General features: G+C 61.8%; 16 protein-coding genes and 1 pseudogene. 13 read left to right on the top strand and 4 right to left on the bottom strand.

Annotated elements, in window-relative coordinates; all coding sequences use genetic code 11:
* Positions 1 to 107: 107 nt before the first annotated feature.
* Entirely contained in the window at positions 108 to 770 is a 663-nt protein-coding gene (locus tag NKI73_RS25760; protein ID WP_352633749.1) for a 5-formyltetrahydrofolate cyclo-ligase, read from the bottom strand.
* 166 nt (positions 771 to 936) lie between these two features.
* On the opposite strand from NKI73_RS25760, the gene NKI73_RS25765 reads away from it, so the two are divergent.
* Together NKI73_RS25765 and NKI73_RS25770 are read left to right on the top strand one after the other, a co-directional pair.
* The gene (locus NKI73_RS25765) at positions 937 to 2,202 is read left to right on the top strand and encodes an NAD(P)/FAD-dependent oxidoreductase (RefSeq protein WP_352633750.1); all 1,266 of its coding nucleotides are present in this window, start codon (positions 937 to 939) and stop codon (positions 2,200 to 2,202) included.
* A gap of 210 nt (positions 2,203 to 2,412) precedes the next feature.
* Positions 2,413 to 4,346 (top strand): annotated as a pseudogene (locus NKI73_RS25770) (bifunctional 2',3'-cyclic-nucleotide 2'-phosphodiesterase/3'-nucleotidase).
* Positions 4,347 to 4,380: 34 nt separating this feature from the next.
* Here the strand turns inward: NKI73_RS25770 and NKI73_RS25775 are convergent.
* From NKI73_RS25775 to NKI73_RS25785, 3 genes are all read right to left on the bottom strand, one after another.
* Positions 4,381 to 5,382 carry a glycerophosphodiester phosphodiesterase family protein gene (locus tag NKI73_RS25775; protein ID WP_352633752.1) on the bottom strand — a complete coding sequence of 334 codons (1,002 nt, stop codon included), beginning with the start codon at positions 5,380 to 5,382 and terminating at the stop codon, positions 4,381 to 4,383.
* Between the two features lie 137 nt (positions 5,383 to 5,519).
* Positions 5,520 to 6,776, bottom strand: a complete 1,257-nt coding sequence (locus tag NKI73_RS25780) for a class I SAM-dependent methyltransferase (RefSeq protein WP_352633754.1) — start codon at positions 6,774 to 6,776, stop codon at positions 5,520 to 5,522.
* Between the two features lie 59 nt (positions 6,777 to 6,835).
* A complete protein-coding gene (locus tag NKI73_RS25785) occupies positions 6,836 to 6,979 on the bottom strand; it encodes a hypothetical protein (protein ID WP_502909607.1) in 144 nt (47 codons plus the stop codon).
* A 146-nt stretch (positions 6,980 to 7,125) separates the two neighbouring features.
* Here NKI73_RS25785 and NKI73_RS25790 point away from each other — a divergent pair, with 146 nt between their 5' ends.
* The 11 genes from NKI73_RS25790 to NKI73_RS25840 all read left to right on the top strand — a co-directional run.
* Positions 7,126 to 7,260, top strand: coding sequence for a hypothetical protein (locus tag NKI73_RS25790; RefSeq protein ID WP_352633756.1), 135 nt, complete (start codon positions 7,126 to 7,128; stop codon positions 7,258 to 7,260).
* 99 nt (positions 7,261 to 7,359) lie between these two features.
* Positions 7,360 to 7,650, top strand: coding sequence for a Dabb family protein (locus NKI73_RS25795; RefSeq protein ID WP_352633758.1), 291 nt, complete (start codon positions 7,360 to 7,362; stop codon positions 7,648 to 7,650).
* Between the two features lie 111 nt (positions 7,651 to 7,761).
* The gene (locus NKI73_RS25800) at positions 7,762 to 8,652 is read left to right on the top strand and encodes a VOC family protein (protein WP_352633759.1); all 891 of its coding nucleotides are present in this window, start codon (positions 7,762 to 7,764) and stop codon (positions 8,650 to 8,652) included.
* Positions 8,649 to 9,494, top strand: a complete 846-nt coding sequence (kdsA, locus tag NKI73_RS25805) for a 3-deoxy-8-phosphooctulonate synthase (protein ID WP_352633761.1) — start codon at positions 8,649 to 8,651, stop codon at positions 9,492 to 9,494. The genes NKI73_RS25800 and kdsA overlap by 4 nt, the downstream gene beginning before the upstream one ends.
* A gap of 95 nt (positions 9,495 to 9,589) precedes the next feature.
* Entirely contained in the window at positions 9,590 to 9,793 is a 204-nt protein-coding gene (locus NKI73_RS25810) for a dodecin family protein (protein WP_352633763.1), read from the top strand.
* An 85-nt stretch (positions 9,794 to 9,878) separates the two neighbouring features.
* Positions 9,879 to 10,244, top strand: a complete 366-nt coding sequence (locus NKI73_RS25815; protein WP_352633764.1) for a PRC-barrel domain-containing protein — start codon at positions 9,879 to 9,881, stop codon at positions 10,242 to 10,244.
* Between the two features lie 376 nt (positions 10,245 to 10,620).
* Positions 10,621 to 11,895 (top strand): phosphopyruvate hydratase, encoded by a 1,275-nt coding sequence (eno, locus tag NKI73_RS25820; RefSeq protein ID WP_352633766.1) that lies wholly within the window; start codon positions 10,621 to 10,623, stop codon positions 11,893 to 11,895.
* A 279-nt stretch (positions 11,896 to 12,174) separates the two neighbouring features.
* Positions 12,175 to 12,498: an FtsB family cell division protein gene (locus NKI73_RS25825; RefSeq protein WP_352633767.1), complete on the top strand. Its 324-nt coding sequence runs from the start codon at positions 12,175 to 12,177 to the stop codon at positions 12,496 to 12,498.
* A gap of 193 nt (positions 12,499 to 12,691) precedes the next feature.
* Positions 12,692 to 13,729 (top strand): pyruvate dehydrogenase (acetyl-transferring) E1 component subunit alpha, encoded by a 1,038-nt coding sequence (gene pdhA, locus NKI73_RS25830; RefSeq protein ID WP_352633769.1) that lies wholly within the window; start codon positions 12,692 to 12,694, stop codon positions 13,727 to 13,729.
* Positions 13,730 to 13,743: 14 nt separating this feature from the next.
* Positions 13,744 to 15,144, top strand: coding sequence for a pyruvate dehydrogenase complex E1 component subunit beta (locus tag NKI73_RS25835; RefSeq protein WP_352633771.1), 1,401 nt, complete (start codon positions 13,744 to 13,746; stop codon positions 15,142 to 15,144).
* Between the two features lie 18 nt (positions 15,145 to 15,162).
* A partial coding sequence (locus NKI73_RS25840; protein ID WP_352633773.1) for a biotin/lipoyl-containing protein occupies positions 15,163 to 16,090 on the top strand: 928 nt, incomplete at its 3' end.

Here is a 16,090-nt window from a genome sequence, read left to right on the forward strand (position 1 = left end):
TCCGGTACTCACGGACCCAAACGTCCGATCCGTTCCGATTCTCGGAACCCGCCATTCTCGACTCGGCCTGACCTGCTCGACTCGGCCCGACCTGAATCTCAACACAGCTAACCGATCTTGAATGCCTCGATCACGATCCGATCCATCGGGATATCGTGCGGCTGCGGGTAGATGGTGGCGATGCGCTGCAGTTCGTAGCCGACGCCGATGACCAGGGGCTTGAACGGCATCGCGGCCAGCGTGCGGTCGAAGAAGCCGCCGCCGTAGCCCAGGCGATAATTTTGGGGATCGATGCCGACGATCGGTGAGATGACGATGTCCGGCAGCACCGGATCGCCCTCGGCTGGGATCGGGATGTTCCAGACGCCTTTCTCCAGCCGATCGCCCGGCGCGTAGGCGCGAAAGATCAGCGGATGCCCTTTCTCGACAACGACGGGCAGGGCGGTGCGGCCGCCGCGTGCATTGATGGACGCCATCCATGGCCGCAGATCCGGCTCGCCGCGAAACGGCCAGTAGAGACTGACCATACGGCCGGCGATCTTGCCGATGATCGCGTCGAGACCTTCGGCGATCCGCTGCGACATTGCCGTTCGCGCGTCGGCCGAGACGGCGAGGCGGGCAGCGATCAGGCGTTCGCGCTCGGCCTTGCGCCAGCGTCTCACATCGGTCCAGTCGCTCGACGGCGCACGAAACTCCGGATCGAGTTCATGCATGAAGCAGGGCGGCGAAGAATACTGCGCCGGAGCGTCGTCGTCTTGATCGTTGGCCATGCCTCACCTCATCGCGTATTTAATGACGCTATACCTCGCGATACGATACAACATGTGCATTCACGACATGGAACGACGAGTCTCGGGCACCGGCTTTCTGTTGCTGCATTGCACAAAAATAACCTACATCCAAGGCAGGCAATTTTGCTCGCCAGGGTGAATTGAGATGAACCAAGCCAGCCATCATGTCGTCGTTGTCGGCGCGGGTTTCGGCGGTCTGGAATTCACACGTGCGCTTGGCGGCGCGCAGGTGCGCATCACCATGATCGACAAGCGCAACCATCACCTCTTCCAGCCGCTGCTTTACCAGGTGGCGACCACGGCGCTGGCGACGTCCGAGATTGCCTGGCCGGTCCGCCATCTCCTGCGCAAGCGCGAGGATGTGACGACGTTGCTCGCCAATGTCGTCGGCATCGATCGCACCGGCAAAAATGTCCTGCTCGATGATGGCAGCGCGGTCGCCTATGACACGCTGCTGCTCGCCACCGGTGCCCGCCACGCCTATTTCGGTCATGACGAATGGGAACCTTTCGCGCCGGGCCTGAAAACGCTGGAGGACGCCACCACGGTTCGGCGGCGCATTCTTCTGGCATTCGAGCAGGCCGAGCGGGAGACCGATCCCGCCAAGCGCCAGGCGCTGCTGACCATCGCGATCGTCGGTGGCGGGCCGACCGGCGTTGAGCTTGCCGGCACCATCGTCGAATTGGCGCATGACACGCTGCACGGCGAGTTCCGCAACATCGACACACGGCAGACGCGCGTGGTGCTGATCGAGGCCGGCGACCGTGTTCTGGCGAATTTCGCGCCGAAGCTTTCCGACTATGCCTCGAAGGCGCTCGAGCGGCTCGGCGTGACGGTCGAACTCGGCCGGGCTGTTACGCGTTGCGACGCCGAGGGCGTCGTCTTCGGCGACAAGCATCTGGCGGCGAAGACAATCCTGTGGGCGGCAGGCGTTGCCGCTTCACCGGCCGCCGAATGGCTCGGAGCGGCGGCCGATCGGGCAGGCAGGGTGCTGGTCGAGCCTGACTTGAGCGTGCCTGGCAGCCCGGAGATTTTCGTCATCGGCGATGCCGCTCATGTCCTGCGGCCGGACGGGCGGCCCGTTCCCGGAGTAGCACCAGCCGCCAAGCAGCAGGGCCGGCATGTTGCCGCCACGCTGAGGGCGCGGCTTGCCGGCGACACCAGTCCGCGGCCGTTCCGCTACCGGCATGACGGCGATCTCGCCACGATCGGCAAGCGCGCTGCGGTGATCGATTTCGGCTGGATCAAGCTGACCGGCTGGGCGGCCTGGTGGCTGTGGGGAGTAGCCCACATCTATTTCCTGATCGGCTTTCGCAACCGGCTTGCGGTTTCGTTGAGTTGGCTATGGATCTACGCGACGGGCCAGCGCAGCGCGCGACTGATCACCCAGGGCGACGACGACAAGGGCTGATTTCTTCACCCGGACCAGTCATCCGCGCGTCATCTGTTACTGTTCGACTGATGTTTGATGCGCGCAACTTCTTGAATGGACTCGGATGAGTTTCAGCGCGAAGTTCGCGTCGGGCAGGGCTGGGCATGATCCCGAAAAGTGGGAACCGGTTTTCGGAAAAGGATCATGCTCCAACAGACAGACTCTTGTCACGTCGTCGAAGGAGAAAACATGTCGCAACTGCTCCATCCCGTATCCCGCCGCGATCTCCTTGCGGGCGTCGCCGCCGCAGGGGCGCTGATCATGCTGCATCCGTTCTCCGCCCGCGCTCAAGGTAACCAGGCCCATCTTCGGATCATGGAAACCACCGACATCCATGTGAACGTGCTGCCTTACGACTACTACGCCGACAAAGCCAATGACACGCTGGGCCTGTCGCGCACGGCTTCTCTCATCGATGCGGTGCGCAAGGAGGCGGTCAATTCGATGCTGATCGACAATGGCGACCTGCTGCAGGGCAATCCGATGGGCGACTACATCGCCTATGAGAAGGGGCTGAAGGACGGCGACCTGCATCCGATCATGAAAGGCATGAACCTGCTCGGCTACGAGTGCTCGACGCTGGGCAACCACGAGTTCAACTACGGCCTGTCGTTCCTGGACAAAGTGCTGGCCGGCGCCAATTTTCCCTTCGTCTGCGCCAATTTGATCCGCGGCACCGAACTTGCCGCGAACCCGCGCGGCGACAAGCTCTATCTGAAGCCCTACGTCATCCTCGACAAGAAGATCATGGACGGCTCGGGCGCCGAGCAGCCGATCAGGATCGGCATCATCGGCTTCGTGCCGCCGCAGATCATGGTTTGGGATCTCAAGAACCTGGAAGGCAACGTCAAGACGCGCGACATCGTCGAGGCGGCCAAGGCCTGGGTGCCACAGATGAAAGAGGAGGGCGCCGACATCGTCATTGCGCTCTCGCATTCCGGCATCGACGTGAAGCAGGGCGACATGATGGAGAACGCCTCGTTCTTCGTCGCCGGTGTCGACGGCATCGATGCGGTGTTCACGGGTCACCAGCATCTGGTGTTCCCCGGCAAGAAGGATTTCCAGTCGCTTGAGGGCGTCGATACGCAAAAAGGCACGCTGCAGGGCAAGCCCGCCGTCATGGGCGGCTTCTGGGGCTCGCATATGGGGCTGGTCGACCTGATGCTGGAACGCGACGGTTCGAAATGGAAGGTCGTTTCAGCCACCTCCGAAGCGCGGCCGATCTTCGAACGCGTCGACAACAAGAACAAGCCGACCGTCCCGGACGACAAGCGCATCATCGCGGCACTCGAACAGGACCACCAGGCGACACTGGCCTATGTGCGTCGTCCGGTCGGCAAGACCTCCGCGCCGCTCTATTCCTATTTCGCGCTGGTCGCCGACGATCCGTCGGTGCAGGTCGTCAGCCAGGCGCAGACCTGGTACCTCAGGGATATTCTCAAGAACACGCAATGGAAGGATGTGCCGCTGCTGTCGGCGGCCGCTCCCTTCAAGGCAGGCGGACGCAACGGTGCCGACTACTATACCGACGTGCCGGCAGGCGACATCGCCATCAAGAACGTTGCCGACCTCTATCTCTACCCCAACACCGTGCGTGCGGTCGAAATCACCGGGGCTGAGGTCAAGGAATGGCTGGAAATGTCGGCCGGTATTTTCAACAGGATCGAGGCAGGGAAGGCCGACCAGGCCCTCATCAACACCGACTTCCCGTCCTACAATTTCGACGTCATCGACGGCATCACCTACAAAATCGACCTGTCGCAGCCGCCGAAATACGATTCCAAGGGCGGGCTGGCTAATGTCGGTGCCAACCGGATCGTCGACCTGATGTTCGACGGAAAACCGATTGATCCCAAACAGAAATTCGTCGTCGCGACCAACAACTATCGTGCCGGCGGCGGTGGCAATTTCCCTGACATCAATGCTTCGAAGACATCGTCAGCGAGGGCACGATCAACCCGTCGGCGGACGACAACTGGTCGTTCGTGCCGCTGCCTGGAACCAGCGCCGTGTTCGAAACCGGCGCCAAGGCGAAGGATTTCATTGCGCAGGTGAAATCGCTGAAGGTCGAACCGGCGGGCGAGGGCGAGGCAGGATTCGCGAAATACCGCATCCTTCTCTAAAGGTTGGTTTGCGGGTCGGCTTGAATCCAGGCCTTTATGGTGTGGATTCAGCCGGCGGCGCGAAACGCTCCTTGATCACCGGCATGACGAGATCCAGCGCATCCGTGGAAATGCCGCCGGAATAGCCGCTCGGCAGTTGCCCGATCAGTTCGGGATCGTCGAGCCCTTGCGAAAAGTCGCCGCCGGAATAAGGGCCGAGCAGGTAAACGCTTGTATCGACACCTTGCATGCGATCGAGAAACCGGCTCGGCCAACCCCACATCCATTTCGCGATGTTGACGGGGACGAGCAAGGTGCCTTTGCGGCAGGCATCTGGAACGTAGCCGCTCCAGCCAAGCGCGGCATAGCGCAGGATGCATTGCGTCAGCGACGCGCGGCTCAGCGTGTGCATGTCCGGCAATGCCGCCTTGACCGCAGCAATCGGCCTGTCCCCACCATAGACCGAGAGATAGAAGCGCTCGGCCGGCGCCAGCCTGGCAAGCCATTCGGCCAGCTTTTCGCCTTCGCCTGGATCGTTGCTCTTGACGTTGATGTTGAAGCGGCGAGCCGGGAAGTGCGCCAGAACCTCATCCAGCGATGGCATCATGCCGATTCCCTTGCCCCGAAATGGAAAGGTTTTGCCGCCATCCGCCGTGTAGCCATAGCCGACATCAAGGGTCTTCAACTCGGCCATGGAGTGGCTGCGCGTTTCTCCCTTGCCTTGCGTGCGGCAATCCAGCGTCCAGTCATGGAAGACAGCGAACTTGCCGTCCGTCGTCGGGTGAACATCCAGTTCGAGTGCGTCCGCTCCCAGTGCAAAGGCGGCCTCCATCGAGGGTAGAGTGTTTTCGAGGAAGGCATGGCGTGGCGGCAACATGCGACTGGCCGTACAAGTCTCTCCTGTCATGCCTGCGCGCGAATAGTCCTGAGCAAGGCCACGATGCGCAAGCACTTCCGGCTTGCCGGCTGGCCGGCTCGACAGCAGTGAGGTGTTGTTGAGCCAGATGCCCGCGGCAGCGACGACAATGACGCCGAAGAAGATCGTTCGTTTGCGCATCAGGTGATTTCCGATTCGTCCGTCCTGTGCGGCATCCTGCTTCGGGATCGGACTTTTTGACGGCGACCGCGCGGCGATGTCGAGATAACGCTCGATACGAACTGGTCACCGGCAATGCAATCGAAGAGCGCGTGGACCTACGCCTTGTAGACCACCTGGCGAACGTCGATGTAGCTGGCGCGGAATCCGGCCTCGCAATAGTGCAGGTAGAACTCCCAGAGCTTCTTGAAGCGGTCGTCGAAACCGAGCGGGACGATCTTTTCCCATGACGCCCAGAACCGGTGGCGCCATTCGGCGAGCGTGCGGGCATAGTCGTCGGGAAACACGCGTTCGCGCAGATGGGCGAGGCCATGATCCTTGCCCAGTGCCTTCAGGATCGACGGCGTCGGCAGCATGCCACCGGGGAACACGTAGCGCTGAATGAAATCCGGCCTTGCGCGATAGGTGTCGTAAGAAGCTTCGTTGATGGTGATGATCTGCAGGCCAGCGGTGCCACCGGGTTTCAGGCAGGCCTTCATTTTGCTGAAGAACACCGGCCAGTATTTCTCGCCGACCGCCTCGAACATCTCGATCGAGGCGATGCGGTCATAGGTGCCGGTTTCGTCGCGATAATCCTGCAACTTGATGTCGACCTTGTCGGCAAGCCCGGCCTTGGCGATGCGCGCCTTGGCGAAATCGTGCTGCTCGCGGCTGATCGTCAGCCCGGTCACCCTACAACCGATCTCGCGCGCCGCGAATTCGGCGAAGCCGCCCCAACCGCAGCCGATTTCCAGCACATGATCCTTCGGGCCGATCCCGATATCCTTTGCCAGCGCGCGATATTTGGCGGCCTGGCCGCTTTCCAGGTCGTTGGCACCGGTCGTGTAGAGCGCCGAGGAATAGGTCATGCTTGGATCGAGCCATTCCTTGTAGAAGGCGTTGCCGAGGTCGTAATGCGCCGAGATGTTGCGCTTCGAGCCGGTGCGTGTGTTCTGGTTGAACCAGTGGCGGATGCGCTGGACGGCGTTGATGAGCCAGCTGGTGCCGCCCGCGATGCGCTCGCCGATGGCCGAATTGATCACGAACAGCTCCAGGAAGCTGGTCACGTCAGGGCTATCCCAATCGCCGTCCATGTAGGATTCGGCAACGCCGATCGTGCCGCCGGAAAAGGCGCGGCCGGGCAGTCGCCAGTTCTTGAGCACCAGTTCGGCGTCCGGGCCGGGTCCCTTGCCGCCGACGAGGACGGCGCGGCCGTCCGGCATCCTGACCTTGAGCGAACCGCGCGGCAGGTTCATCGCCGCCGACAGCACCATGCGCGCCTTGGCCGGCAGACCCTTGACGATCTCGGCGAAATTGAATTCGTCGAGCCTGATCGCGTCGCTCAACGCCAAACCATGATGTTCCTTGTGTGCCATCTCACGCCCCTGGACTTCCGCGGTGCCGGCGCAAATTGCCGAGCCCCGGTTCTCGCGGTTCATTCGCCAAGTTCGAACGCCGTTGCCTGATCCCAGGTGCTGACCGGTTCTGCGATCGGCGGTCTCGAACGAAAGCGCGCGCCCCGGTTTCGCCTGAGCGTCAGCGCTTCCCAGTGAATCCCTGCGACAATGTTCCACGTCATGAGGGGGAACTTCAAGAGGCAGGCCACAAGCTGGGCTGTGCCAAGTGGGTTGCTCTCGCCGACCTAGGTCTGCCTTTTTGCACAGCAAAGGCCGAACGCGCCAAAACGCCTATGGCTGCGGCATTGCTTGTGCGATAGATTTAGCCATGCGTTATGTAGTCGTCATTGCCGCCATCGCGTTTTTCCTGATCTGGGATGGCATGTACAATCAGGGCCGGTATCTCGACTCCACGGTGAGGGGTGCCACGCACGTCGTGCGGTCCGTCACCAGCTATATCTAGCGTCCATTCGAACGACCGGCAGCCGCGACATCCTTGTCGATTGACGCCACCGTGCTGCCGTCACAAAAGACCTCCGGCATTTAGATCGAGGAGGCGGCGTTGATCCGGCATATCGTTTTCTTCAGCGCGCGGCGCAAGGAGGATGTGGAGGCGGTGCGCACGGGCCTGCTGGCGCTCGGCAACATTCCCCATTCCAGCCTTTTCGAGGTCACGCTCAACACCAAGGTCGACCCGCTGTCGGACGAGATCGACGTGGTCGTCTATGCGGAGTTCGCCGATGACGCCGCGCTGGCCGCCTACAAGGCACACCCGCTCTATGCGCAGACCACCAGCAAGGTCAAACCAATGCGCGAACTGCGTTATTCCGCCGATGTCGTCGCGGGGATCTGATCGAGACCACGTTCCGGCCTTTTTCGACGTCCCATGAAATGGTCCGGCGGACCGGCGGGGATTGCGATCAAGCCTTGAACCGATTTGCGGAATGATGCACATCGCGCCTGCATGACCCGAACCGTAGCTGCTCGCACTCATCCGCTCGATCATCTGGTGCTGCCCGCGCAGAACCTAGACGTGGCGCGAGCCCGGCTCACCACGCTCGGCTTTGTCGTTGCGCCGACCGGGATCCATCCCTTCGGAACGGAAAACTGCTGTGTTTTCCTGGCCGACGGCACCTATCTCGAACCGCTCGCAATCGGTGATGAACAGGCCGCGACGACGGCCATTGCCGATGGCAATGTGTTCGTCGCGCGCGATCGGCTCTATCGCGACAACCGTGGCGACGAGGGGTTTTCGGCCATTGTTCTTGCCACCGACAATGCCGACGCAGACCATGCGCGCTACCTCGAAGCCGGCATCTCGGCGGGAGACATGCTGCGCTTTTCGCGCGCCTTCACGGACACGGCGGGCAAAAGCGACATCGCAGCCTTCAAGCTCGCCTTCGCGGCGGGAGCCGGGGCCACGGACGCATTCCTATTTGCCTGCGAGCGGGTCAACGCGCCTGATGTGGACCGCACGGCTTTGCAGGCGCACGCCAATGGCGCCACCGGAATTATCGAGATCGTGGCGGTCAGCGATCAACCTGCCGAACAACATGGATTGATTTCGGTGGCGGTGGACGATCCGACTGCCGATGGCCAGGGCGGCACGTTTCACTTGCCGAACGCAAGTTTGAGCGTGCTCGACCCCGCGTCTTTCACCGCGCGTTTTGGCCTGCCTGCCGGCGCGCCTACAGACCTTCGCTTCACCGCGGTCGTCTTTTCGGTCCGGAGCGCCGATGTCACATCGCGGCTGCTTGCAGCCAATTCCATCAAACACGATATAGCGGGCAATGATATTGTCGTGCAGCCTGCACCCGGACAGGGCGCGGCCTTCATCCTCCGGGAGATCCCATGAGCAAAGCCCTGGCGCCCAATTCGTCGGTAACCGTCGGCAATGTCGTCTTCGACAACAATGCAGCCTTGGCGCTGATCGCTGGCCCTTGCCAGTTTGAATCGCGCCAGCATGCCTTCGACATGGCTGGCGCGCTGAAGGAACTGACCGGCAAGCTCGGCATAGGCCTCGTCTACAAGACCAGCTACGACAAGGCCAACCGCACCTCGCTGTCGGCGACACGCGGCGCCGGCATGGATGCGGCACTTCCCGTCTTCGACGAACTGCGGAAGGCATTTTCGCTTCCCGTGCTGACCGACGTCCACACCGAGGAACAGTGCGCGATCGTCGCGCCGCATGTCGACGTCCTGCAGATCCCGGCTTTCCTGTCGCGTCAGACCGACATGCTGGTCGCCGCGGCGAAAACCGGCAAGGTGATCAACGTGAAGAAGGGGCAGTTCCTTGCCCCCTGGGACATGAAGAACGTCGTCGCCAAGATCACCGGGTCCGGCAACGCCAATGTGCTGACCACCGAGCGCGGCGCTTCCTTCGGCTACAACACGCTGGTGTCAGATATGCGCGCCCTGCCTGTCATGGCCGAGATCGGCGCGCCGGTGATCTTCGACGCCACGCATTCGGTGCAGCAGCCGGGCGGGCAAGGCGGTTCCTCGGGCGGCGAGCGCCGCTTCGTCGAAACTCTGGCCCGCGCCGCCGTCGCTGTCGGTGTTGCCGGCGTGTTCATCGAGACCCATCAGGATCCGGACAATTCGACCTCTTCCGACGGCCCGAACATGCTGCCGCTGAAGGATATGCCGGCCCTGCTCGAGCGGCTGATGGCATTCGATCGCATCGCCAAGGGTCACTAAGCCAGGCCCATCCTCTGCCGACTGTCGGCGCTTGTGATCGGCATAAGCCGGCTGTACGCTTGCCCGGCAAATGAGCGTTTTGGCAGGAGGAAGCCATGTCCGTCGCCCGCGTCACCGAAATCACCTCGTCGTCGAACAAGAGCTTTCAGGACGCCATCGAACAGGGGATTGCACGCGCATCGAAAACCCTGAAGAACGTCGAAGGCGCCTGGATCCAGGACCAGAAGATCGTCGTCGAAAACGGCAAGATTACCGCCTATCGCGTCAACATGAAGGTCACTTTCATCCTCGCGGAGTGACCGGCCCGCCGGCGAAAAAAGTCGGGAACCTTCGCCCGCGCCCCTCATTGTCCAAGCAGAGTTCAACGACAATGAGGAGGATATCATGACAACCCAGACAGGCCACACCGAAGCCATCGCGGCTTCGCGAGTCATAGGCACGTCGGTCTACAACACCGAAGGCAGGAGCATCGGCAGCATCCAGGACGTCATGCTCGATAAGATGTCGAACGGCATCATGTTCGCAGTGATCGGTTTTGGCGGCTTCCTCGGCATCGGCGAGAAGTATCACGCGATACCATGGGCAAGTCTCGACTATGACGAGGACAGGGGCGGCTATGTCGTACCGTTCTCCAAGGAGCAGCTGAAGGCAGCCCCCGCCTATTCGATCAACGAACTGGCCGGCGCGGATGGTGAGACCGCTCGCGACGCATCCTACGACTACTACAAGGTCACGCCTTACTGGCACTGACGATCCAAACAAAATGGCCCCGTCGAGACGGGGCCATTTTGTTTGATGCGGCAGCTATTTGCTGATGTGCAAGGGGACCATCGCCTTGGGCGGCGACTGCTGGTTGTCGCACGACGTCAGGAACGCAGCCGCGATCAGGAACAGACTCACGATACCACTCAACTGGGACATGGCGAAACTCCTCCTGTTTCGCCCCGCGCACCCGCACCTTAGCCGGAAGCCGCTCTGCCGTACATGACTTATGGTGACAGCGATTTGCGCTTCGTGAATCGTTGGGGGTTGACGCCCGGCAATAATTGCGAGCCGGCCGATTGCCTTTTGCAGCACTTTGGCTAAGACGTGCGCGACATCAGTCAGATCAATCGAGGACATCGCAATGACCGCCATCATCGACATTGTCGGGCGTGAAATCCTGGACAGCCGTGGAAATCCGACCGTCGAGGTCGATGTCATTCTCGAAGACGGGTCGATGGGCCGAGCGGCGGTGCCGTCAGGTGCTTCGACCGGCGCCCACGAGGCCGTCGAGCTGCGCGACGGCGGCGCCCGCTATCTCGGCAAGGGCGTGCTCAAGGCGGTCGAAGCGGTCAACGGCGAGCTGTTCGAGGCGATCGGCGGCATGGAAGCCGAAAATCAGATCCATATCGACCAGACCATGATCGAGCTTGACGGCACGCCCAACAAGAGCCGGCTCGGCGCCAACGCCATTCTCGGCGTGTCACTGGCGGTGGCGAAGTCCGCGGCCGATGCCGCCGGCCTGCCGCTCTACCGTTATGTTGGCGGCACCAAGGCGCATGTCCTGCCGGTGCCGATGATGAACATCATCAATGGTGGCGCGCATGCCGACAACCCGATCGACTTCCAGGAATTCATGATCCTGCCGATCGGAGCGCCGACGCTGCGCGAAGGCGTTCGCTGGGGTTCGGAAATCTTCCACACGCTGCGCAAGAAACTGAAGGACGCCGGCCACAACACCAATGTCGGCGACGAGGGCGGCTTTGCCCCGAATTTGAAAAGCGCGCCGGTGGCGCTCGATTTCATCATGGAATCGATCGAGCAGGCCGGCTTCAAGCCGGGCGAGGAGATTGCGCTCGGCCTCGATTGCGCCGCGACCGAGTTCTTCAAGGACGGCAACTACGTCTATGAGGGCGAGAAGAAGACGCGCGACCCCAAGGCCCAGGCCAAGTACCTGGCCAAGCTCGCCGCCGACTATCCGATCATCTCGATCGAGGACGGCCTTGCCGAGGACGACTGGGAAGGCTGGAAGTACCTCACCGACCTGATTGGCAAGAAGACCCAGCTGGTCGGCGACGATTTGTTCGTCACCAACACCGCACGGCTGCGCGACGGCATCCGCATGGGTGTTGCCAATTCGATCCTGGTCAAGGTCAACCAGATCGGTTCGCTGACGGAAACGCTCGACGCCGTCGAGACCGCGCACAAGGCCGGCTACACCGCCGTCATGTCGCACCGCTCGGGCGAAACCGAGGATTCGACCATTGCCGATCTCGCGGTTGCCACCAATTGCGGACAGATCAAGACCGGCTCGCTGTCGCGCTCGGACCGCATGGCCAAGTACAACCAGCTGATCCGCATCGAGGAAGAGCTCGGCAAGCAGGCAAGCTATGCCGGCAAGTCGGTGGTCAAGGGCTGATCCGGAAACACTCTAACGTCGGATATCGGATGAAAGGGCGGGAGCATTCCCGCCCTTTTTTCATTTCGACGGACGCCAAGCCGGTCATCCGTAACCGTCCGTTAAGCACAATCGGGCGAAAAAGATCGTGAGCCGCCTGAGTCCGCGGGCTAGAGCCGGATGATTTCAGGTCTGTTCGACCTGAAATCTGAATCCGACTCTAAATCAAAGAGATAGAGCATGATGTCGTCCGAAAACCGCTTCACACTTTTCGGCATCATGCTCTAGAGGAATCGGACGATGTGGACGCGTCAGCACAAGCAGAGAAACACCGGTCGGCTGATCATCCCCTCGCTCTGCGCGGCGTTTTTGGCCTATTTCGGCTTTCATGCCTATCACGGCGAATTCGGCATCTACTCGAAATACCAGCTGGAAGCCCAGACGGTTGCGCTGCAAGGCCAGCTCGATGCGATCAAGGCGCGTCGCATGGAACTCGAACGGCGTGTCCGGCTCATGCATGAAGGCACGCTGGAGAAGGACATGCTCGACGAGCAGGCGCGCAAGGCGCTCAATCTGTCCCAGGCTGATGAAATCACCATCATGTTGCCCGCTTCGGAGAAATAACTGATATCAAGTTAATCACCAATATTTTCAATGATTTTAATCGCTTAGGTGCATGCCAGCTATGCAAATTCGGCATGGCGCAACGCTCTGACGCGTGTTAGCCTCCCATAAATCGGTGGGGAGGAGCTGATCTCCCCAGAGCAGATTTCATCTGCTCTAATGTCCACAAAGAGACGCCAACAGGGAGTGATGCATGGCCACCGCCGCCAGAAAAGCGCCTGCCAAATCCAAATCCGACGGTAAATCGGGGCTTTCGGCCCCAAAGCCTGCCGAATTCACCAAGGACGAAGAGCTTGCCGCCTACCGGCACATGCTGCTCATCCGCCGTTTCGAGGAAAAGGCCGGCCAGCTTTACGGCATGGGCTTCATCGGTGGCTTCTGTCACCTCTATATCGGCCAGGAAGCTGTCGTCACCGGCATGAAGATGGCGCTGATCGACGGTGATCAGATGATCACCGCCTATCGCGACCATGGCCACATGCTGGCGATGGAGCTGTCGCCGCGCGGCGTCATGGCCGAGCTGACCGGGCGTCGTGGCGGCCTGTCACGGGGCAAGGGCGGCTCCATGCACATGTTCTCCAAGGAGAAGCATTTTTACGGCGGCCACGGCATCGTCGGCGCGCAGGTGTCGCTCGGCACCGGGCTGGCCTTCGCCAACCGCTACCGCGACAACAACAATGTCTCGCTGACCTATTTCGGCGACGGTGCGGCCAACCAGGGCCAGGTCTATGAAAGCTTCAACATGGCCTCGCTGTGGAAGCTGCCGGTGATCTACATCATCGAGAACAACCGCTATGCCATGGGCACCTCGGTGTCGCGTTCTTCGGCGGAAACCAACTTTTCGCATCGCGGCGCCTCGTTCAAGATCCCCGGCATCCAGGTCGACGGCATGGATGTCCGCGCCGTGAAGGCTGCGGGCGACCAGGCGACGGAGTGGTGTCGCGCCGGCAACGGGCCGATCATTCTCGAAATGCAGACCTATCGTTATCGCGGTCACTCGATGTCCGACCCGGCGAAATACCGCTCCAAGGAAGAAGTACAGAAGATGCGCTCGGACCATGACCCGATCGAGCAGGTCAAGGCACGGCTGACCGGGAAGAAGTGGGCGACCGAAGACGAGCTCAAGGCCATCGACAAGGAAGTCCGAGACGTCGTCGCGGACGCTGCTGAATTTGCCCAGCACGACGCGGAGCCGGATCCGTCCGAGCTCTGGACCGATATCGTACTGTAAGGGAGGGCAAGGACATGCCGATCGAAATTCTCATGCCCGCTCTCTCGCCGACCATGGAAGAGGGCAATCTTTCCAAGTGGTTGAAGAACGAGGGCGACAAGGTCGTCGCCGGCGACGTCATCGCCGAGATCGAAACCGACAAGGCGACGATGGAAGTCGAAGCCGTTGACGAAGGCACGCTGGGCAAGATCCTGATTGCCGCCGGCACCGAAGGCGTCAAGGTCAACACGCCGATCGCAGTGCTGCTGCAGGACGGCGAAAGTGCCGGTGATATCGGCAAGTCTGCGGCTCCCGCCAAGGCGGAAGCATCTGATAAGGCGGAGGCTCCAGCCGCCGAGGACAAGGCAGAGGCCGCAAAGCCTGCCGCCGCACCGGTGGCTGCCGCTCCCAAGACGGAAATCGCCGCCGATCCGGACATTCCGGCGGGCACGGAAATGGTCTCGACCACGGTGCGCGAGGCACTGCGCGATGCCATGGCCGAGGAAATGCGCCGCGACGGCGATGTCTTCGTCATGGGCGAGGAAGTCGCCGAGTACCAGGGCGCCTACAAGATCACGCAAGGGCTGCTGCAGGAGTTCGGGCCGCGGCGCGTCGTCGATACGCCGATCACCGAGCACGGCTTTGCCGGTGTCGGTGTGGGTGCGGCGATGGCCGGCCTGAAGCCGATCGTCGAGTTCATGACCTTCAACTTCGCCATGCAGGCGATCGACCAGATCATCAACTCGGCCGCCAAGACGCTCTATATGTCGGGCGGCCAGATGGGCGCGCCGATCGTGTTCCGCGGACCGAACGGTGCCGCTGCCCGCGTCGCCGCCCAGCATTCGCAGTGCTACGCAGCGTGGTACAGCCACATTCCGGGCCTGAAAGTGGTGATGCCCTACACCGCCGCCGACGCCAAGGGCTTGCTCAAGGCGGCGATCCGCGACCCCAATCCGATTATCTTCCTCGAGAACGAGATACTTTACGGGCAGTCCTTCGACGTCCCTAAGCTGGACGATTTCGTCTTGCCGATCGGCAAGGCGCGCATCCACAAATCAGGCAAGGATGTCACCCTCGTCTCCTTCGGCATCGGCATGACCTATGCGGTCAAGGCCGAGGCCGAGTTGCGCGGCATGGGTATCGACGTCGAGATCATCGATCTCAGAACCGTCCGCCCGCTGGACCTCGACACCATCATCGCCTCGGTGAAGAAGACCAACCGGCTGATCGTTGTGGAAGAGGGATATCCGCAGAACTCGGTCGGCGACCATATCGCCAACCAGGTGTCGCAGCGCGCCTTCGATTTCCTCGACGCGCCGGTGATCACCATTGCCGGCAAGGATGTGCCGATGCCCTATGCGGCCAACCTCGAGAAACTGGCTCTGCCAAACGTCGGCGAGGTCATCGAGGCGGTCAAAGCCGTCACGTATCGCTGAACCGGGCGGGAGGACAAAATGCCAATCAACATCACCATGCCGGCCCTGTCGCCCACGATGGAAGAGGGCAATCTGTCCAAGTGGCTCGTGAAGGAAGGCGACAAGGTTTCGCCGGGCGACGTCATCGCCGAGATCGAGACCGACAAGGCGACGATGGAAGTCGAGGCTGTCGATGAGGGCACGGTTGCCAAGCTCGTCGTTCCCGCCGGCACCGAGGGTGTCAAGGTCAACGCGCTGATCGCCGTTCTCGCCGCCGAAGGCGAGGATGCGGGCGCCGCGGCGAAAAGCGGTGGCGATGCCGCCGCACCGGCGAAAGCCGAGGCCAAACAGGACAAAGCGCCAGTCTCCCCACCTGTGGGGGAGATGTCGGCGAAGCCGACAGAGGGGGGCGCTGCCCCGCCTGCGGCTCAGCCTATCGCGCCCCCCTCTGGCCTGCCGGCCATCTCCCCCACAAGGGGGGAGATCAGCCAACCGTCGGGCGAGCGTACCTTCGCCTCGCCGCTCGCACGCCGTATCGCCAAGGAGGCCGGCGTCGATGTGTCCGCCGTGACCGGCACCGGCCCGCATGGCCGTGTGGTAAAGGCCGATGTCGACGCGGCGATTGCCGGTGGCGGCGCCAAGGCGCCTGCCGCCAAGGCCGCGCCCGCCGGCGCGCCGGCTGCTGCACCTGCGGTGAAAGCGATGTCGGACGATCAGGTGCTGAAACTGTTCGAGCAAGGCTCCTACGATCTCGTCCCGCATGACAACATGCGCAAGACCATCGCGCGCCGTCTGGTCGAGGCCAAAACCACCATCCCGCATTTCTACCTGACGCTCGACTGCGAACTCGATGCACTGCTTGCGCTGCGCACGCAGATCAACGCCGCAGCCCCGGTGAAGAAAACCGACAAGGGCGACGCACCGGCCTACAAGCTGTCGGTCAACGACATGGTGATCAAGGCGATGG

Origin of the sequence: Mesorhizobium sp. M0496, from assembly GCF_040321205.1 — a bacterium.
GTDB lineage: Bacteria > Pseudomonadota > Alphaproteobacteria > Rhizobiales > Rhizobiaceae > Mesorhizobium.